This window comes from Rhizobium sp. AC27/96 (genome assembly GCF_001692325.1).
GTDB lineage: Bacteria > Pseudomonadota > Alphaproteobacteria > Rhizobiales > Rhizobiaceae > Rhizobium.
In genome coordinates, this window is the sequence record NZ_LXKN01000058.1 from 86,399 (window position 1) to 104,452 (window position 18,054).

At 59.1% G+C, this 18,054-nt stretch carries 16 protein-coding genes and 1 other RNA gene; 10 read left to right on the forward strand and 7 right to left on the reverse strand.

Features of this window, described 5'->3' with window-relative positions; translation table 11 throughout:
* Positions 1-96 precede the first annotated feature (96 nt).
* From ettA to A6U86_RS35350, 4 genes are all read left to right on the forward strand, one after another.
* Positions 97-1,746: an energy-dependent translational throttle protein EttA gene (gene ettA / locus A6U86_RS28180; RefSeq protein ID WP_068398331.1), complete on the forward strand. Its 1,650-nt coding sequence runs from the start codon at positions 97-99 to the stop codon at positions 1,744-1,746.
* A gap of 190 nt (positions 1,747-1,936) precedes the next feature.
* Positions 1,937-2,962 carry a metalloregulator ArsR/SmtB family transcription factor gene (locus A6U86_RS28185; protein WP_068398334.1) on the forward strand — a complete coding sequence of 342 codons (1,026 nt, stop codon included), beginning with the start codon at positions 1,937-1,939 and terminating at the stop codon, positions 2,960-2,962.
* Between the two features lies 1 nt (position 2,963).
* Positions 2,964-3,866 carry a methylenetetrahydrofolate reductase [NAD(P)H] gene (gene metF, locus A6U86_RS28190; RefSeq protein WP_068398336.1) on the forward strand — a complete coding sequence of 301 codons (903 nt, stop codon included), beginning with the start codon at positions 2,964-2,966 and terminating at the stop codon, positions 3,864-3,866.
* Positions 3,867-3,887: 21 nt separating this feature from the next.
* Positions 3,888-4,187, forward strand: a complete 300-nt coding sequence (locus A6U86_RS35350) for a hypothetical protein (protein ID WP_141683834.1) — start codon at positions 3,888-3,890, stop codon at positions 4,185-4,187.
* A 223-nt stretch (positions 4,188-4,410) separates the two neighbouring features.
* On the opposite strand, the gene A6U86_RS28200 is transcribed toward A6U86_RS35350, so the two are convergent.
* From A6U86_RS28200 to A6U86_RS28215, 4 genes are all read right to left on the reverse strand, one after another.
* Positions 4,411-5,655, reverse strand: a complete 1,245-nt coding sequence (locus A6U86_RS28200) for a lytic murein transglycosylase (protein ID WP_068398342.1) — start codon at positions 5,653-5,655, stop codon at positions 4,411-4,413.
* A gap of 73 nt (positions 5,656-5,728) precedes the next feature.
* The gene (locus A6U86_RS28205) at positions 5,729-6,526 is read right to left on the reverse strand and encodes a GH25 family lysozyme (RefSeq protein ID WP_068398346.1); all 798 of its coding nucleotides are present in this window, start codon (positions 6,524-6,526) and stop codon (positions 5,729-5,731) included.
* 214 nt (positions 6,527-6,740) lie between these two features.
* The gene (locus tag A6U86_RS28210; RefSeq protein WP_068398905.1) at positions 6,741-7,361 is read right to left on the reverse strand and encodes a class I SAM-dependent methyltransferase; all 621 of its coding nucleotides are present in this window, start codon (positions 7,359-7,361) and stop codon (positions 6,741-6,743) included.
* 50 nt (positions 7,362-7,411) lie between these two features.
* Positions 7,412-8,659 (reverse strand): DUF3419 family protein, encoded by a 1,248-nt coding sequence (locus A6U86_RS28215; protein ID WP_068398349.1) that lies wholly within the window; start codon positions 8,657-8,659, stop codon positions 7,412-7,414.
* A gap of 191 nt (positions 8,660-8,850) precedes the next feature.
* Here A6U86_RS28215 and A6U86_RS28220 point away from each other — a divergent pair, with 191 nt between their 5' ends.
* Positions 8,851-10,239, forward strand: coding sequence for a serine hydrolase (locus tag A6U86_RS28220; protein WP_068398352.1), 1,389 nt, complete (start codon positions 8,851-8,853; stop codon positions 10,237-10,239).
* 29 nt (positions 10,240-10,268) lie between these two features.
* Here A6U86_RS28220 and A6U86_RS28225 read toward each other — a convergent pair whose 3' ends face one another.
* The 3 genes from A6U86_RS28225 to A6U86_RS28235 all read right to left on the reverse strand — a co-directional run bounded on the left by A6U86_RS28225 (position 10,269) and on the right by A6U86_RS28235 (position 13,472).
* Positions 10,269-11,411, reverse strand: coding sequence for a lytic transglycosylase domain-containing protein (locus tag A6U86_RS28225; RefSeq protein WP_068398355.1), 1,143 nt, complete (start codon positions 11,409-11,411; stop codon positions 10,269-10,271).
* Between the two features lie 133 nt (positions 11,412-11,544).
* Complete coding sequence (locus A6U86_RS28230; RefSeq protein ID WP_068398358.1) at positions 11,545-12,180, reverse strand: LysE family translocator; 636 nt, start codon at positions 12,178-12,180, stop codon at positions 11,545-11,547.
* Between the two features lie 80 nt (positions 12,181-12,260).
* Positions 12,261-13,472, reverse strand: a complete 1,212-nt coding sequence (locus A6U86_RS28235) for a pyrophosphate--fructose-6-phosphate 1-phosphotransferase (RefSeq protein ID WP_068398361.1) — start codon at positions 13,470-13,472, stop codon at positions 12,261-12,263.
* A gap of 288 nt (positions 13,473-13,760) precedes the next feature.
* Here A6U86_RS28235 and A6U86_RS28240 point away from each other — a divergent pair, with 288 nt between their 5' ends.
* From A6U86_RS28240 to rnpB, 5 genes are all read left to right on the forward strand, one after another.
* On the forward strand, positions 13,761-14,471 hold the full coding sequence (locus A6U86_RS28240; RefSeq protein ID WP_068398364.1) for a DnaJ family molecular chaperone: 711 nt from the start codon (positions 13,761-13,763) through the stop codon (positions 14,469-14,471).
* On the forward strand, positions 14,468-15,229 hold the full coding sequence (locus A6U86_RS28245; RefSeq protein ID WP_068398367.1) for an N-acetylmuramoyl-L-alanine amidase: 762 nt from the start codon (positions 14,468-14,470) through the stop codon (positions 15,227-15,229). Before A6U86_RS28240 ends, A6U86_RS28245 begins: the two co-directional genes overlap by 4 nt.
* A 266-nt stretch (positions 15,230-15,495) precedes the next feature.
* On the forward strand, positions 15,496-16,053 hold the full coding sequence (locus A6U86_RS28250) for a lytic transglycosylase domain-containing protein (RefSeq protein ID WP_068398906.1): 558 nt from the start codon (positions 15,496-15,498) through the stop codon (positions 16,051-16,053).
* An 82-nt stretch (positions 16,054-16,135) separates the two neighbouring features.
* The gene (locus A6U86_RS28255; RefSeq protein WP_068398370.1) at positions 16,136-17,329 is read left to right on the forward strand and encodes an FAD-binding oxidoreductase; all 1,194 of its coding nucleotides are present in this window, start codon (positions 16,136-16,138) and stop codon (positions 17,327-17,329) included.
* A 67-nt stretch (positions 17,330-17,396) separates the two neighbouring features.
* Positions 17,397-17,796, forward strand: an RNA gene (gene rnpB, locus A6U86_RS28260) — RNase P RNA component class A.
* Positions 17,797-18,054 lie beyond the last annotated feature (258 nt).

An 18,054-nucleotide genomic window follows, 5' to 3' on the forward strand; every position in this document is an offset into this window, starting at 1 on the left:
GCCCTCGGACAAGGTTTCGCCGTTGCCCGAGGGCGGGGTTTCGCCTACATAGCGGCACAATTCGCAATGTTATCCGCCCGTGGAGTAACCCAAGCTATGGCACGTCAGTTCATTTATCATATGGCCGGTCTGAATAAGGCCTATGGCGCCAAGAAAATCCTGGAGAATATTCACCTCTCCTTCTACCCCGACGCCAAGATCGGTATTCTCGGCCCGAACGGTGCGGGTAAGTCGACTGTACTGCGCATCATGGCCGGTCTCGACAAGGAATATACCGGCGAAGCCTGGTTGGCCGAAGGCGCCACCATCGGCTATCTGGCGCAGGAGCCGCACCTCGATCCGACGAAGACGGCGCTCGAAAACGTCATGGAAGGCGTCGCGGCCAAGACCGACGTTCTCAATCGCTATAACGAACTGATGATGAACTATTCCGACGAGACGGCGGAAGAGGGCGCCAAGCTCCAGGATATCATCGACAGCCAGAACCTCTGGGATCTCGAAAGCCAAGTTGAAATGGCGATGGATGCGCTGCGTTGCCCGCCTGGCGATGCCGATGTCACCAAGCTTTCGGGCGGCGAGCGTCGCCGTCTTGCCTTGTGCAAGCTGCTGCTGTCGCAGCCCGACGTGCTGCTGCTCGACGAACCGACCAACCACCTCGACGCCGAAACCATCGCCTGGCTGGAAAAGCACCTGCGTGCCTATCCGGGCGCCGTGCTGATGATCACCCACGATCGCTACTTCCTGGATAACGTCACCGGCTGGATCCTCGAACTCGACCGCGGTCGCGGCATTCCCTACGAGGGCAACTACTCTTCGTACCTGCTGGCCAAGGCAAAGCGCATGCAGCAGGAAGGCCGCGAAGAAGCCGGTCGCCAGAAGGCGATCGCGCGCGAACAGGAATGGATCGCGTCGAGCCCGAAGGCCCGCCAGTCGAAGTCCAAGGCCCGTATCCGCGCCTATGACGAGTTGGTCGATGCCGCCGAGAACCAGCGTCCCGGCGATGCGCAGATCATCATTCCGGTCGGCGAGCGTCTCGGCCAGGTGGTCATCGAGATGGAAGGCATCACCAAGGGCTATGGCGATCGCGTGTTGATCGAAGACCTGTCGCTGAAGCTGCCGCCCGGCGGTATCGTCGGCGTTATCGGCGCGAACGGCGCCGGCAAGACGACGCTCTTCCGCATGATCACCGGCCAGGAAAAGCCGGATAGCGGTTCTATCCGCATCGGCGACACCGTTCACCTCGGTTATGTCGACCAGAGCCGGGATGCACTCGACGGCAACAAGACCGTCTGGGAGGAAATCTCCGGCGGTGCCGAAGTCATCAAGCTCGGCAAGTATGAAATGAATTCGCGCGCCTATTGCGCGACCTTCAATTTCAAGGGCGGTGATCAGCAACAGAAGGTCGGCAACCTCTCGGGCGGCCAGCGCAACCGCGTGCATCTTGCCAAGATGCTGAAGGCCGGTGGTAACGTGCTGCTCCTCGACGAACCCACAAACGACCTTGATACGGAAACGCTGGGCGCACTCGAGATCGCTCTCGAAAACTTCGCCGGCTGCGCCGTTATCATCAGCCACGATCGCATGTTCCTCGACCGCCTGGCGACGCATATCCTCGCTTTCGAAGGCGATAGCCATGTCGAATGGTTCGAAGGCAACTTCGAGGATTACGAACAGGACAAGATGCGCCGCCTTGGCGTCGACAGCATCAACCCGAGCCGTGTCACCTACAAGAGACTGACGCGATAAGCTCTTGTTTCCGCTCTTCGAAAACCCCGGCTTGTCCGGGGTTTTTGTTTGTCTGGCGGTGAAATCCGATGTTCCGTTCTCGGCAGAAATTAACAGATTTCCGACGTCTGGCGGTCTCGGCTGCCAATTGGCTCTTGCAGAATGCACCCAAATCACATAAAGATATCTTTATATCTTGATTGGGTGTCGAATGACGGATCTGGTGAAGCTCGGCTTGGACGATGTTGTGGACGTGCTGAAGGCGGTCGGCGAGCCGACGCGGCTGCGTCTGATGGCGTTGCTCGTCGCCAGCGATCTCACCGTCACCGATCTTACCGAAATTCTCGGTCAGTCGCAGCCCCGCATCTCCAGGCACCTGAAGTTGCTCGGGGAGGCCAGCCTGATCGATCGCTACCAGGAAGGCGCCTGGGCCTATTTCCGCTTGAAGCAGGAAGGCAAGGCCGTCACGCTGGCGCGCACTCTTCTGCGCCACACCGCTGAAAAGGATGCGGTTCTGTTGCGTGACGGAGAGCGTCTTGCCGCCGTGAAGCGCGTCCGTGCCGAGCGTGCGCAGGCCTATTTCAGCCGCAATGCCGCCGAGTGGGACGAGCTTCGCCGCCTGCATGCCGCCGACGAGGATGTCGACAAGGTGCTGATCGACCTGATTGGCCCGCAGCCTATCGACTCGTTTCTGGATCTTGGCACTGGCACCGGGCGCATGCTGCAGCTTCTGGCAGGCCATTATCGGCGCGCCGTCGGTATCGATGCCAGCCGCGATATGCTTGCCGTGGCGCGTGCCAACCTCGATCGCTCCAACATAACGGCTGCCTCTGTACGCCATGGCGACATTTTCAACCTGCCGCTCGAGCAGCAGGATTTCGATCTGATCACCATTCACCAGGTGCTGCACTTCCTTGATCAGCCCGAGATCGCGGTTGCGGAGGCGGCGCGAATGCTGCGGCCCGGCGGCCGGCTTGTCATCATCGATCTGGCGCCGCACGGGCTTGAATATCTGCGTGACGAACATGCGCATCTGCGTCTCGGCTTCTCGCATCAGACCATATCCGATTGGCTGAAATTGGCGGGGCTCGATGTCGAGCAGGTGCAGGATCTTCATTCGGGGAGGGAGAGCGGCCAGATGCTGACCGTCACGATCTGGCTGGCGCGCGACCCGCGGCTGTTGATTGCCTCCGACCAGGACCACCAGTCGTCCCCCATTCTTGCCGGGAGAGTTTGACATGTCTTCGAAATCCGAAAACAGCCAGAGCGGCATCCGCATTTCCTTCGAGTTCTTTCCGCCGAAGTCGGAAGAGGCCGAGCAGCAGCTGTGGAATACGGTTGCGGACCTTAGCGATTGGGAGCCTGAATTCGTTTCGGTGACCTATGGGGCAGGTGGATCTACCAAGGCGCCGACCCTTTCGGCCGTGCGCAAGATGATCCACGAGACGCCGTTCACGACTGCGTCGCATCTGACCTGCGTCGGCGCGACCCGTGAGGACACGCATCGGGTCATCGATGAGTTTCTGGCTACCGGCGTTCGCCGTTTCGTTGCCCTGCGTGGCGACCCGCCCGGTGGTGTCGGCTCCGCCTATCAGCCGCATCCGGGCGGCTATGCCAATGCGGCCGATCTGGTGGCGGCGTTGCGCGAGCGCGGCGATTTCGATATCTCCGTCTCCGCCTATCCGGAAAAGCATCCCGAGAGCCGCGATACCGCGGCCGACATCGATATGCTGAAGCGCAAGGCTGACAACGGCGCTGATCGTGCCCTGACACAGTTCTTCTTCGATAATGACGCCTTCGAGCGCTATCATGATCGTGTTCGTGCTGCCGGCATCGCCATTCCGGTGGTTCCCGGCATCATGCCGATCCAGAACCTGACGCAGTTGAAGCGCTTTGCTGGCGCTTGCGGCACCAGCATTCCGCTGGCGCTCGATCAGCGTTTCGAGGGTCTCGAAGAGAATACTGATGAGCGCGCTAGCGTTGCCGCCGATGTGGCCGCAGAGCAGATCCAGGATCTGATGCGTCGGGGCATTCACGAGTTTCATCTCTACACGATGAACCGCTCACCGCTCGTCTCCGCCGTTCTGGAACGCCTGGGACTTCAGCGCAGGGTGGATGCGCGCGCCGGTGCCGCGGCCTGAAATAGCGATCGAAACCAACGCATGAAAAAGCGCATGTCCGTCTCGGGCATGCGCTTTTCTAATGGAATAGGTGTTTTGTTAGCTTTCGGAGTTGGGTCGTCTGTGGGTTTCGCCCTGTCGTCAGATGAAGAGTATCGTTACGACGAAAACGAAGGCCGCACCGACTACCAGGACGTTGATGGATCGCGTCAATCCCATGTCTTCCTCCTTAGTCAGCGGGTAAATTTTATGTCGAAAATGTGTCGCTTGAAAAGCAAATTCGATGCTGCGGCGCGATATGCCGTTTGCATTTTGAATCATCATGCCGTCGTAAAGAGTTGATTGTGCGCATAAAAATGGCGTCGCCTGCCGTCCGGTTCGATTGTGAATAAGTGTTAACGCATCATCCGATTTCCCCAGTAAGTCGCAAATTTTGGCTGTGGTGCTACGTGTCGATGGACACTGCGCCTGCCCATGCATGGAGTAGTCTGTCGAGGATGGGCAGTGAAATGGACAAACAAAAAAGGCGGCTTGTGGCCGCCTTTTCAATCAGTATCAGCTACACTCAGAGAGCGTTGAGCAGTGCCGAGGTCGCCCAGCCGTCTGCGGGCATGCCGAGGCGGAACTGTTCCTTCTGGATGGCGATGCGGGTGCCGGAGCCGAGAATGCCGTCGATCTTGCCGACATCGTAGCCACGCGCCACGAGCTTGGTCTGAAGCGCCTTCATGTCGACGTCGTTCAGACCTGGCTCAGGCGTACCCTTGTTGTAGGGAGGAGCGCCGGCAAAACGGGTGGCGAAATAGGCAGCCGATGTTGTGTAGATGAACGACTGGTTCCATCCGAGATAGGTGTTGTAGTTCGGATAGGTCAGGAAAGCCGGGCCTTTGCGGCCCTGCGGCAGAATGAGAGCGGCCGGCAGCGACTCGAACTTCGTATTGCCATCACGTGGTTTGACGCCCAGCTTGAACCAGTCGCCCGCCGTCAGCGTACCGCCGATGCCGGATTTTTCCCATGGGAGATTGTCCGGGACAGCAACTTCCTGCAGCCAGGGTTGGTCGCGTATGAAGCCGAGATGCTGGAGGAACCGTGCCGTGGTCAGGATGACGTCGGGGGCGCTTGTCTTCAGATTGACGTGGCCGTCGCCATCACCATCCGTGCCGTAGGCAATGATGTCGGGCGGCAGCATCTGCGTCTGGCCGATTTCGCCTGCCCATGCACCTGTCGTCGTGGCAGGGTCGACATCGCCGCGCTGCACCAATTCGATCAGCGCGATCAGGCGCGGGCGGAAGAATTCCGGCCGGCGGCAGTCGTGAGCGAGGGTGACTAGAGCGTTGCGGGTGTTGAAATTGCCTTGAACGGCACCGAAGTCGGTCTCCATCGCCCAGAAGGCGGTGATGACTCCGGCGGGAACGCCATAATCCTTTTCAGCCTTGGCGAAGACATCGGCATATTGCTTCATCTTCTGGCGGCCGATATCGAGGCGGCCCTGGCTGACGGTGCGCTGTGAGAATTCGAGGAAGGTCTGGCGGAATACGCCCTGGCTGCGATCCATCGCCAGAACCTTGGGGTCGATCTGCGCGCCGGCAAATGTCTTGTCGGCCGATGCAGCGTCTGCGCCATCGGCAATCGCCTCGGTTTTCACTCCAGCCAGAAAGGCCGCAAGATCGCCGCCGCAGGCCGCTTTGGGAGTAGCGTCGCTGCTTGCGGGCGGCACGGTGGCCGGAGCGGCACTCTGAGCAATCGCCGTGCCGGCGACAGCTGAGGCGAAGATCAACGCGAGTGCGCTGCGTCGAATGGTGTGACGGTCCATGAGCGATCCTCTTTGGTCATAGAATAGGGTCGCTTTCACAGAAGATTGTGACATAAGCAAGAGAGAACTGGTCTCAGTCTGAAGAATTTCCTTGCTTCTGTACTGCTGCCACCCAGTTGTGCCAGTTCTGCTCGGAACCGGCAAACACATTGATATCCATTGGCCCCTTGATGCCGGGAATGACACCGGTGGATGTATACTGCCAGAAGGCCCACTCACGATCTGCGTAAATCTCCCTCGGATGCTTTGCGACCGAGCGGACCCAGAAGTGGTAATCCTTGAAATAACCGGCGAGATTTTCGCGATGGAAGTCGACCGAGGTGTAGATGATCGGGCGCTTGCCGTAATAGGCTTCAAGGCGATCCATGAAGCGCTTCATTTCCGTCCGCACCGTTTCGGGGGCCGGTCTGGTACGGCAGGTCGGGGAGCTGGGATTCCATTCGACATCGATGACCGGCGGAAGCATTGTGGCGTCCTTCGGTACGTTGCGGATGAACCAGTCTGCCTGATCGTCTGCGGTCGAGCAGAAGTAATAGAAATGATAGGCGGTGTGAAGAAGTCCCGCAGCGGCAGCTTCGCGCCAATATTCCGTAAAGCGCGGATCGATCCGGTCCTTGCCTTCCGTGGCCTTGATGAAGGCAAAGGCGACGCCGGAGGATTTGACGGCCTGCCAATCGATATCGCCCTGATATTTGGAAATATCGATACCGTGGATGGGGTGGCGCCCAGGATGGTCGCGGCCGAAATCCTGCGGTTTGGTATCGCTGAACCTGGTCTTGGGAATGGACGTCGTCGAGAGGGCGTCATAGCCCGTCGTGCAGCCATTCAAGAAAAAGGCGAGCGGCAATAGGCACAACAAAAGTCGGCGCATGTTTATCCCGTTATGACGCGAGTGACCTGGCTGCCCCAAGATTTGGCTTCCGCAACATGGTTCCCGAGAATCCAGAAGAGCGGCGTACCATGCTGTTTGCAGCCGATCTTGCCACTTTATTCACCATATCAACGTAAAAAATGCGTTATCTTCAAGCAAATTCTTATGCTTGCGGCATGGTGTGAATGGATTTTGCGCTGAAATCGCCCGCTGTTCAAGCGGTGTGCTTGGTGACAACGGCTCGCCAGGCGTAGCCCCGGCCGATTTTTTCGGTCTTGAGCGACATGCCGCGCGCTTTAGCTTTTTCTTCCAGAACGGTGAGGAGATCGGCGCGGGGCGTGACGTGAAACTTCCTCAGCCAGCCTTTGAGGAGGGTCTGGAACCAGCCCGGCAAGCCTTCCTGCTGGCCGAAATCGACGATGTGAAGCTCACCGCCGGGTGCGACGGCATCGAGCGATGCGTCGATCGCGCTCTGCCAGTCGGGGATCATCGACAGTGCGTAGGAAACCATCACGCGGTCAAAGCCTGCGGCGTCGAAGTCGGCGGGCGAAAAGGCTGTGGCGTCGGCAACGCGAAAATCCGGCATCTGCTTCAGGCCGCGAAAATTGCTGCGTGCCGAGATCAGCATCTCCTGCGAGATGTCCAGACCATAGAGTTTCGCGGAAGGAAAGCGACGATAGGCCAGCAGCATATTGCGGCCCGTGCCGCAACCGACTTCCAGCAGGGAGCCGCCATCGGGCACGTTCAGGTGGGCGATGGTGCGGTCGCGGCCGAACAGATAGTATTTGCGGGTCAGGTCATAGATGTGGCGCTGATAACGGTACATGCCGTCCATCAGCCTAGCATGATTGTTGGAACTGGTTTCGATACCCGTGTCCGCCTGGCTCACGCTTTTTTCCCGTAGATGTGGAAGCCACCGTAGATGGCCGAACGATCGAGCGTGTTGAGCTCCTGCGAGCGTTCTTCGAAATAGACCCACTGGTCACGGATGGCCGGAGACAGGCGGCCCTCGATGATGCTCTTTTCGGCGGCGGTGCGGAAGATAACGCGGGCGCCTTCGCGTGCCGTGCGGGTGATTTCCGCCCAGAGGCTGTTGAGCTGTTCGTCGGTCATCCAATCCTGGGCATCAAGCAGGATGTAACGGTCTCGCGAGGCGGCGGGCTTGGAAGCCAGCAACTCGGTGAAGTTGGCATGATGCACGTCGACGCGGTCGGCATTGGCGCGGATCGCGGCGTAATGCTCCGGTTTCAGATAGGTGGGCAGGGGGCCCTGATGCTGGCCTGCATAACGGCGGGCGAAGGCCTGCCAGGCGAAATAATTGTCGCGCATCGGGAAATGACAGGCGAGCTTTTCCAGGCGATGCTTGAGCACGGCCGAGATGGAATCGTCGCCGGCAAGGCTTGCGAGTTCGTCATATTGCTGCGGCGGGATGCCGAGACCGAAGAGCGAGCTCTTGCGGCCGAGCAGCCAGCGTACCGCCGGCCGATCGAAGATCGGAGCGATCTCGTTTTCGAAGAACTGGCGTTGTTCGCGCAGCGTGCGGGCTTCGGTCATCTTGGCCAGGCGCACGCCATGCAGGCGCGCCAGCACATGGGCTGCACCAATGAAACGGCCGAGGAGGCCGGTCTTGTAGATGTTGCGGTTGAAGACCGTGACGCGGCGGCGGCCGTAGAGATCGCGGCCATCCCAGTAGGATGCCGTCGCTGCATCAAGCCGCGGGGCGATGAACTGATCAAAGGCGTGGCTGTTGGCGGCAACGCCGGGCGTCGCGAAGAAGCGCACCAGATCGGTGTGGCCGGGCAGCAGCCGGAAGGCCGCGAGTTTCAGCTTGTTCAAGGCGATATGGTGACGGTTTAGGTCAACGACATCGATGGAAGCGGGGCCCTGAGAGAGGTAGGCGAGCATATTGCAGCCGCCCGAACCGATCGTCACGATGCGATGATGCGGCTGAAGCTCCATCGCCTGCATGTCGACATCCGGATCTTCCCAGATCTGCGGATAGACGAGGCCCGAAAACAGCATCCCGAAGAGGCGCTCCGAGAAGCCTGCTTTCGACAGCGCCTTGTGCTGCAGGAGAGCGTCCTTGAGTTTCCGGTTCTTCTGGAGACCGGCATCCGGGGCGAATTCCGTCATCTGAGTCTTGCTACCGATTTTTAAGTTTCAGGGCGTGTAACGCGGCAATGCTACAGTCTGATGACGCGACCTGTTGGTATATCTGGCGCAAATGGGCCGTTGCACCTATTTGAGAAGCCTCGGTGACGATAGGTCTTTCATCTTGAAGCGTTTCCTGATTGTCTCCGCGTACCTTCAGGAGGGTATGTAATATGCGTTTGATTTCGAGAGTGATCGGGGCACTCGTTGTTTTGCTGCTGGTCATTGTCGCAGGCGGCGCCGTCTGGCTGTCCGTCTATCCGCCGGAACTGCTCAGGGTCGGTGATGGCTATGCCGCCAAGATTGTTTGCTCGAACACGTTCGTCGCCAAGCGGGACCCGGATCGTGTGCTGGCCGATGATGTGCAGGCGCCCGGAAATCCGGCATTGAAACTCATCCGGGTTTCGGTCGATCGTGACGAAGGGGTGGTCAGGGCGCGCTTTCTTGGGATGTTTGCACCCAATTATGCGCTCTATCGCGGAGCGCTCGGCTGCACCGCTGTGCCCGACGGCGATCTGCAGGCAGCACGCAGCGCTGCCTTCCTCAACAAGGTCAAGGCGCCGAAGAGCGATGCGCTTTGGCCGGATGGAGACACGGTCAATCTCGGCCAGGACGAGCAGGGCACCAAGCTCGGCAACATAGTGACCAATCCGGATCTCGCCGGTCCCGCCATGCGGGCGATCGTCGTCGTCAAGGATGGGCATATCGTTGCCGAGGCCTATGGCGACGGTTTCAGTAAGACAACGCCGCTGATCGGCTGGTCGATGACCAAGACGGTCAATGCCGCGATCATCGGTCGCCTCATGCTGACTGGCCGCATGTCTTTCGACGACCAGAACCTCCTTGCGCAATGGAGTGACGATGCACGCAAGGACATCAAGCTCAGCGATCTCCTTGCCATGGAGAGCGGTCTTGCCTTCAACGAGTCCTACGGCACTGTTTCCGACGTGACCCGCATGCTCTACCTCGATCCGGATACGACAAGTATCGTCGCCAGTGCGCGTCAGGTTGCCGCGCCCGGAGAGCGCTTCAGCTATTCCAGCGGCACCGCTACGCTGCTCTCCCGGCTCTGGATGAACCGGCTTCCCAATTTGAGTACGGCGATTGCCTATCCACGCGAGGCGCTCTTCGGGCCGCTCGGCATGTATAGCGCGGTTTTCGAGGCCGATGAACGCGGAACCTTCGTCGGCAGCTCCTATCTCTATGCCAATGCTCGAGACTGGGCACGCTTTGGCCAGTTTCTGCTCCAGGATGGTGTCTGGAAGGGGAGCCGTCTTTTGCCGGAGGGTTTCGTGGGCGCCATGCGCACGCCGACAAAAGCATCCGAAGGCGTGTATTCGCAGGTTCAGGCCTGGCTTGCAGGCCCAGGCGGCTCCAATGCGCAGTTCGGCCTGCCGGCGGACACGTTCTGGATGACCGGCCATGATGGCCAGACCGTCACCATCGTTCCCTCAGCCAATCTTGTCGTGGTGCGCATGGGATTGACGCCGACCTGGGCCGATTATCGCCCGCAAATCCTGGTGAAGCGGATCATGGATGTCATAAAGCCGGCCTCTAACTAGGGCCGGCTTTCCAAGCTATTCCGTGAAAATCAATAATTGCCGTTGGCGACGTCTGTCAGGCCCTTGCGCTTGGCATCGTAATAATAGCCACGCGCATAAAGCTGAACGGCACTGGCTTCCTTGTTTTCAGCCTTGCTGTCGGCCGTCATCCAGGCGCCACGTAGATATTTGGCGGCGTATTTGATGTTGGTCTCGGCATCGAGTAGGCCGGATGCCGGTCCTTCGTAGCCCATCGACTTGGCTGTATTGTACTTGATCTGCATCAGGCCGAAATAGCCGGCCCTGTTATAGGCCTTCGGATTGTAGCGGCTCTCGCGGTGAACGACGCGATGGATCAGCGATTCCGGGATCTCGTAAATCTTCGCGTATTTCTGGATGAGCCGCGAGACGTAGCTCTTTTCGGCAGCCGGCACGTCAGAGTCATAATTCTGGGTGGTCATGACAGCCGGAACGACCGTGGGGCCGGTGCTGTCAAAATTGAAATCGTAGTGCGGGCGGTTATCCGCATAGCGCAGGAGACCGATCTGTGCCGGGGTTGCGAATGCGACCTCGGCCTGAGCTACGGAATCGGGGCGGGGCGTTGGCACCGCGACCTGGATTGCGCCGACATCCGATGTCATCGGAATGATGGGCTCGGCCTGGACGACCGAGCCGGAGACTGGCATCAGCGCCGCATCGCCCGGACGGGCCGGATTGGGCATCGGGATCGCAACGACCGAAGGAACAAGCGACGCATCGGATGCGGCATAGGCCGCAGCTGCCGTCGTATTGGCGGCAGGAGCACCCGTCGCTGCGGCGATCGCAATGGCCCCATCGTTGGGAGCGTTTGCCGCTGCCACTGTCGGCTGGCCGAAACGAGACTGCGCGGCGTCGATCTGCTGCTGGTTTACCGTACCGGCCGTAACACGGCCGGACTTTACCATTGCTACCTGCTGTGGCTGGCGCGGCCCGATGAAACCGGGGTTGATTGCGGCCATTGCTACACCGCCGGCAGGCGCAGTTGCGCCACCAGCGGTCAGGCTCGTATTCGGATGCGGCACGTTGGTGTGTGCCGACGGGAGATCTGCCTGAGACGTCTGCTGCTGAGTGCTTGCACACCCGGCAAGAGCGCCGCACATCATTGCCGATACGGCAACGCTGCGCTTCAGGCTGGGAAATCCGATCGCTACCATTCTGTCACTTTCGAAAAAACCAAACCTATCTGCGATGCAATTCGGTCACAGGACACACAATTCGGTCACAGGATCGATAAATTTATGAATCCCCATTAACCTATCCGTGATCGCGCCGCAACCCTGACCGGCCTCAAGCAGCCATTCGGCGGTATCCGGCGGTCACCGCGCCGGCCGCAATCAACAAGGTGCCCCCTGTTCTGTTCACAGCGCGTTGCACGCTTGCCTTGCGAATAAACCCGCGCGCCATGTCGGCGACAAAGACGTAAACCAGCGAATTCAATGCCGCCAGAGTAAGGAAGGTTGCCTCCAAAATAAGCGTTTGCTCAAGAAATGGCTTCGACATGTCGAGGAACTGCGGCACGAAAGCGACGAAGAAGATAATGCTCTTTGGATTCAAGGCCGTCACAACGTAGGCGTGCAGCATAATCTTTAACGGTTTTTCCTCAGGGAGATTGTCGTTATCGCCCATCGGCCCGGTCACGATCGGGGCTCGCCAAAGCTTGATCCCGAGGAAGACGAGATAGGCCGCGCCGATCAGCTTGAGAATCGTGAACAGCGATGCCGAGGCAGCGAGAACTGCGCCAAGGCCGGCAAGGGAAGCAGTCATCGCCGTGAAGTCGCCGAGCGTCACGCCGGTAACGGTCGCCAGCGCCGTTTTGCGGCCGTGGCCGAGGGCATAGGAGATGACAAGGAGGATAGTCGGGCCTGGTATGGCCAGCATAATGCAGGATGCGGCGGCGAAAGCGAGCCAGGTTTCGATGGACATGGAATCCTCCCCTATTCCTATTTCGCCGCCAGCAAAGACATCGGATTTACGATCCGTCAATCCGGTAGATTAGCAATCAATCAGGCTTGCGCGTATTTTTGTCCGATATGGCCCATCACATCCGCGAACCACTTTTGCGAGATATCGAATGCCTTGCCACCCTTGATGCGGGGGAATTCGATGACGCGCAGCTTGCCGCCCTGACCCTCGTCATGGCCGGTAACGCCGGATACCTTGTTGAGGGCGCTTTCGACTGCGAGATCGACCATGCCCTGGATCAGGCGAAGATCGTCACCATTGGCGGGAGCGGAGCGGGCGAAATAGCCCGACTTTTGGACCATGGAGCGCTCCGCGCCGATGATCGAAGCAAACTGCTTCTGGAACCAGCCGCCGACATTGATGGTGTCGATCTTCACGTGGCCGAAGGCATCACGCTTGATGGTTTCGCCGGCGGCTTCGCGTTCGGCGACAATGGCGTCAAGCGCCGCGCCTTCCGATACGAACAGCGTTACCTGGCCGGTCTTTTCCATAATTGTCCGCAGGCGCTCGCCTTCTCCTTCGATGTCGAACTCCAGTTCCGGCAGATAGAGGCCGTCGATGCTCTTCATCTGGGCGTTCATCATGAAGCCATCGACATATTCGTTGGCGCTGGTCTTCTGGATATAGGCGCGGGCAGTGGCCGCCGTCAGCCAACCACAGTGACGGCCCATCACTTCATGTATGACCAGGGTGCGGGGTGCCGCAGTCTGTTCGTTGCTGACATTGTCAAAGAAATGCGCGCCGACTTCGGCTGCCGTCCAGGCGCCGAGAGACTGGCGGATCGGCACGACGTCGTTGTCGACGGTTTTCGGCAGGCCGACCACGGTCAGGTCGTAGCCATTGGCGCCGAGATAGGCGGCGAGATCGGCCGCAGTCGTATTGGTGTCGTCACCGCCGATCGTATGAAGAATGGTGACGCCATCGGATGCGAGGCGTTCGGCTGCGACGCGCAGCGGGTTTTCACCTTCCTTGACCAGGCCGCGCTTGACGCAGTCGGCGGCGTTGGTGAGTTTTACACGACTGTTGCCGATGGGCGAACCGCCATAGCGATGCAGAAGGTGCGCGCGCTCGCGCATGGCCGGTGTCACCGCGATGCTGTCAGCCAGGAGAACTCCCTGGTAGCCAGAACGATAGGCTATCATGTCGAGATCGGGCGCCACGTCGGTATAGCGCTGGATCAGCCCTCCAACGGCTGAGGACAGGCAGGGCGCCAATCCACCGGCGGTGAGCATTGCGACTTTTTGTTTGGCCATGGAGATCCTCCTTGCAGTCAAGCTGCTTCATTTCGATGGTTGCCGTGGGAATGGATGCGACAGGTGTGCATGGCTGTAAAGTAAAGAATTTACGAAATCCGCGGTTTGTTTTGCCCTTCAAGCACCGTTGTATGTGCTCGCATCGGGCCGAGGAACGCAGGCGCAGAATACGCTATCGTTACCAAATTGTGAAAAGTGTTTTCGGCCTTGCGACGAATGGACAGCTTGCAATGGCAACCATTATTTGATCAAGGTATTCTACTGTTTACGGAGCCGTTTGGACTACATATGTCGTTTTGGGAAAAATTGCTGAATGCTATCGGTAGCACTGCCGGCAATGCCCTGTCGGCGGTGGTCGAAGCTATTCGCACCGTGTTCGAGGGTGATCCTGAAACGCGCCGCAAGGTGGCATTTTCCGTCGCAATCATCGCGCTTTCCGCCAAGATGGCGAAGGCAGATGGCGTGGTGACGGAAAAGGAGGTCAATGCGTTCCGCGAGATCTTCGAGTTCCCGCCGGATCAGGCCAAGAATGTCGCCCGGCTTTACAATCTCGCCCGACAGGACGTGGCCGGTTACGAAGCCTATGCGGAGCGGCTCTCGACCCTTTGCGAGACCTGCACCAAGGATTGCCCGGTGCTGGAAGACGTGCTTGACGGTCTGTTCCATATCGCCAAGGCCGATGGGCTGATCCACGAAAGTGAGATGGCCTTCCTGCAGCATGTCGCCCAGATATTCCATATGAGCGAAGAGCGGTTCGATCAGATCATGGCTCGCCATGTGATTGCCGGTGGCCGCGACCCCTACAGGGTGCTGGGCGTATCGCGCCAGGACGACTTTCCGACGATCCGTCGGCGATATCATGGTCTCGTCTATGAGAACCATCCTGACCGTCTCTACTCGCGCGGCGTGCCGGAAGAATTCCAGGCCATTGCCAATGAGCGCATGGCGGCCCTGAATGCGGCCTATGCCGAGATCGAGAAAGAACGCCGCGCGGCATGAGTGCATTCCCGGCCGACTTTGCGGGCGCCAAGGTACACCCGTCGCCGAACCATGGCGAGCGGCAGGATGGGCGCAAACCCGAGATCATCCTTCTGCATTATACCGGCATGGGGACTGCGGAAGGTGCTCTGGATTGGCTCTGTCGGAGCGAGAGCCAGGTATCGAGCCATTATTTCATCTTTGAGGATGGGCGGGTCATGCAGCTCGTGCCGGAAGAGCGGCGCGCCTGGCATGCAGGCAAAAGCGCATGGCACGGCGAGGCTGATATCAACTCGCTGTCGATCGGCATCGAAATCGCCAATGCCGGCCATCCAGGTGGTCTGCCTGAATTCCCTGATGCGCAGATCGAAGCAGTCATCGAACTGTGTCGCGATTGCGGCCAACGCTGGGCAATCGCGCCTGAACGGGTGCTTGGACACTCCGATGTGGCCCCGGTTCGCAAGGTCGATCCGGGCGAGAAATTCCCCTGGGCTCGGCTGGCTGCGGCCGGTGTCGGGCACTGGGTGGAGCCGACGCCGATCACGGGCGGACGGTTTTTCCAGAAGGGGGATGTGGGGCAGCCTATCGAGGCCTTGCAATCCATGCTGTCGCTCTATGGGTACGGAACTGAAATCACAGGCGAATTCTCGGAAAAGCTGAAGGGAGAAGTGGAGGCTTTCCAGCGCCATTTTCGTCCTGAACGCGTCGACGGTATCGCCGATTTTTCGACGATCGATACGCTTCACCGCCTTCTGTCGGCATTGCCTCGTTTCTCCTAAGAAAGTGGTCGAGGGCGGCAATATCCATAGCCGGCTATAAGCTGAAAGCCGCGTAACCCCCTGCTGCGCCACATCATTTCCCTATTATCTCCGCATTGCACTGGTCTAACCACGCTCGCTAAACGGCGGCCGCGCAGTTTGGTTTTGTGTGTCGCGCGGTCGTAACGACTAATGGGGACTGTGCACTCCGGCGGCTCTTTTTGCCTCCAGCCGGACGTGACGGCTTGACGCTGTCCGCGGTCCCGCGCCTGGAGACAAAAGACTACATGAAAAATTTGATTGTTGCGGCTGCAGCATGCGTTGGCGTGCTGCTCGTAGGGAATGATTCTGCCTTTGCAGGCCAGCGTGGTGCAAAGCAGCGAACGGTTCCGCTCAAGACTGTCAGCCGCACCACCGGCTTTCCAGTCCCGAATGTTCCCGCCGAACTGCGGCAGGTAGAAAACTCCTTCGTACGGCAGAATGGCTACTCCGCACTGATTGCCAAATACGCCAAGCAGAACGGCGTGGCGGTCGAATTGGCGACCGCGGTCATCCAGATCGAAAGCAATTTCAATGCAAAGACGCGCGGGAGTGCTGGAGAAATCGGCCTGATGCAGATCAAGCCGGCGACTGCCCGGCTGATGGGATATTCGGGCCGCACCAAGGGGCTCTACGATCCCGAGACGAACATCAAGTTCGGCATGAAATATCTCGCCATGGCACAGAATCTCGGTGGCGGCGCTACCTGCAATACCATCCTCAAATACAATGCCGGCCATGGCGCAACGCGCATGAATCCGATCTCGAAGCGCTATTGCGGCAAGGTCTTGGCGCTTCTGGATTGACATGCGATCCTGGGCGCATTGCGGGTAGGGTGGCCTTGTTTTCCATGCTATCGAACCTGCAATGATTTGCGAGGGACATAGCATGGCAGCGGATTTCAGGTTCATCGTCGTCGGTCGGGGCATGATGGGAGCAGCTGCTGCCCGCCATCTCGCAAGGCAAACGGATGGCATTGCGGTTATTGGGCCGGACGAGCCCGAGGATCGCGCCAGCCATCAGGGCGTCTTCGGTAGCCACTATGACGAAGGTCGCATTACCCGCACCATTGATCCCAATACCGATTGGGCTCGTCTCGCCAACCGTTCGATCAGCCGTTATGCGGAAATCGAACTGGATAGCGGCATCCAGTTCTATGCTCCGGTCGGTTGCCTGGTGGCAGGACCGAAGTGGGGCGGCGACAATAATTATCTCGGTGACGTCGTGGACGCTGCAGGGCGACTGGGCGTTCAGACTGAGATTTTTGACGATGCCGGGCTCAAGGCCAAGTTCCCGTTCTTCTCTTTCGGACCCGCAAGCGAAGGGGTCTATGAGCCTCACGGCGCCGGCCATATCAGCCCACGGCGGCTGGTGAAGGCGCAGTCCCTGCTGGCGGAAAAGGTGGGAGCTCGGGTCATCAAGCAGACGGCCTTGTCGATCCGCGACGAGAATGGCCTCGCGATTGTTACCACCGCCGAGGGCGAGACATTCAGCGCGGAAAAGGTGTTGCTGGCCGCCGGCGGATTCTCCATTGCTGAGAATCTCTTGCCGCGACCTGTTGAGATGAAGGTTTATGGCCGCACGGTCACTTTTTTCGAAATTAGCAAGGACGAAGCCGAGGCGATGTCGGCGATGCCGTCGCTGATATCCAAGGCGCTCGACGATACCGACAGCATCTACATGCTGCCGCCGATCCGCTATCCGGACGGCAAATATTACATGAAGATCGGCGGGGATCCGGACGACCTCCAGTTCGAAACGGAAGCGGAATTGCGGACCTGGTTCCGCACCTCCGGCCGCGACAAGGCACGCGAACATCTGGTGCGGATATTCCACGATCTTGTTCCAGGCGTCGCCCGCCCGCCCGCCTTCACCAATTCCTGCGCCGTCTCCTATTCTCCATCAGGCTACCCGATGATCGGCTACACCTCGTCGCCGCGCGTCGCCGTCTTGACGGGTGGTTGCGGCACCGCAGCCAAGAGTTCCGACGAAATCGGCAGGCTTGGCGCCGAACTGCTGCTCGCAGGTCGAATCAAGGACGAGAGCTACAGCACGGATTTCTCTGCGCATTTCCGCAATTGATAGCGAGTGCCTGCAGGGCCGCATATTTCGGTGGCAATTGCCAGCCGTCTCGGTTAATGAGCCAGTGCCAGTTGGCTGGGCAGCCGCGCTTCATCAATGTCGAAAGACGATGGGGTGAGGAAAGTCCGGGCTCCACGGAAACACGGTGCCGGATAACGTCCGGCGAGGGCAACCTCAGGGAAAGTGCCACAGAAAGCAAACCGCCCGATCTTCGGATCTGGTAAGGGTGAAAGGGTGGGGTAAGAGCCCACCGCGTCTCTGGAAACAGCGACGGCACGGAAAACCCCACCGGGAGCAAAACCGAATAGGGATGACGCGGAGCGCGCAAGCGCTCCAGCCCGTTTCCGGGCCGGTCATCCGGGTGGGTTGCAAGAGGCGTCGCGCAAGCGCCGTCCCAGATGAATGGCTGCCACGTTCCGGTCTCGGCCGGAGCCATACAGAACCCGGCTTACAGGCCAACTGGCAAATCAACACGCTCTTTCAACAAGGCGTTTCCTGCTCTCCGAAAATATTTCCGAGAGCGTCTGGATGCCCCGGGTTTCCGGGGTTTCCAACGATTACCGGTGAGAGTTTTCGCCTGTGAAAACAATCCGTTTCGGGACGTCGGCTGAAGGCATTCCTAACCTTTCGTTAAACTTAACGGCTTATGAATATTCAAGCTGTGGCCGCGCCTGATGCGGCTTCATCCCATTGACGCCCATATGGTCCCATGGTATCCCAAAAGA

What these genes read in the sequence shown, in the direction of transcription:
- A6U86_RS28235 (WP_068398361.1), bottom strand. Translation starts at nt 13,472, where the DNA reads ATGGCCAAACAAAAAGTCGCAATGCTCACCGCCGGTGGATTGGCGCCC.
- A6U86_RS35350 (WP_141683834.1), top strand. Translation starts at nt 3,888, where the DNA reads ATGAAAAAGCGCATGTCCGTCTCGGGCATGCGCTTTTCTAATGGAATA.
- A6U86_RS28185 (WP_068398334.1), top strand. Translation starts at nt 1,937, where the DNA reads ATGACGGATCTGGTGAAGCTCGGCTTGGACGATGTTGTGGACGTGCTG.
- A6U86_RS28225 (WP_068398355.1), bottom strand. Translation starts at nt 11,411, where the DNA reads ATGGTAGCGATCGGATTTCCCAGCCTGAAGCGCAGCGTTGCCGTATCG.
- A6U86_RS28255 (WP_068398370.1), top strand. Translation starts at nt 16,136, where the DNA reads ATGGCAGCGGATTTCAGGTTCATCGTCGTCGGTCGGGGCATGATGGGA.
- ettA (WP_068398331.1), top strand. Translation starts at nt 97, where the DNA reads ATGGCACGTCAGTTCATTTATCATATGGCCGGTCTGAATAAGGCCTAT.
- metF (WP_068398336.1), top strand. Translation starts at nt 2,964, where the DNA reads ATGTCTTCGAAATCCGAAAACAGCCAGAGCGGCATCCGCATTTCCTTC.
- A6U86_RS28220 (WP_068398352.1), top strand. Translation starts at nt 8,851, where the DNA reads ATGCGTTTGATTTCGAGAGTGATCGGGGCACTCGTTGTTTTGCTGCTG.
- A6U86_RS28230 (WP_068398358.1), bottom strand. Translation starts at nt 12,180, where the DNA reads ATGTCCATCGAAACCTGGCTCGCTTTCGCCGCCGCATCCTGCATTATG.
- A6U86_RS28205 (WP_068398346.1), bottom strand. Translation starts at nt 6,526, where the DNA reads ATGCGCCGACTTTTGTTGTGCCTATTGCCGCTCGCCTTTTTCTTGAAT.
- A6U86_RS28250 (WP_068398906.1), top strand. Translation starts at nt 15,496, where the DNA reads ATGAAAAATTTGATTGTTGCGGCTGCAGCATGCGTTGGCGTGCTGCTC.
- A6U86_RS28200 (WP_068398342.1), bottom strand. Translation starts at nt 5,655, where the DNA reads ATGGACCGTCACACCATTCGACGCAGCGCACTCGCGTTGATCTTCGCC.
- A6U86_RS28215 (WP_068398349.1), bottom strand. Translation starts at nt 8,659, where the DNA reads ATGACGGAATTCGCCCCGGATGCCGGTCTCCAGAAGAACCGGAAACTC.
- A6U86_RS28245 (WP_068398367.1), top strand. Translation starts at nt 14,468, where the DNA reads ATGAGTGCATTCCCGGCCGACTTTGCGGGCGCCAAGGTACACCCGTCG.
- A6U86_RS28240 (WP_068398364.1), top strand. Translation starts at nt 13,761, where the DNA reads ATGTCGTTTTGGGAAAAATTGCTGAATGCTATCGGTAGCACTGCCGGC.
- A6U86_RS28210 (WP_068398905.1), bottom strand. Translation starts at nt 7,361, where the DNA reads ATGGACGGCATGTACCGTTATCAGCGCCACATCTATGACCTGACCCGC.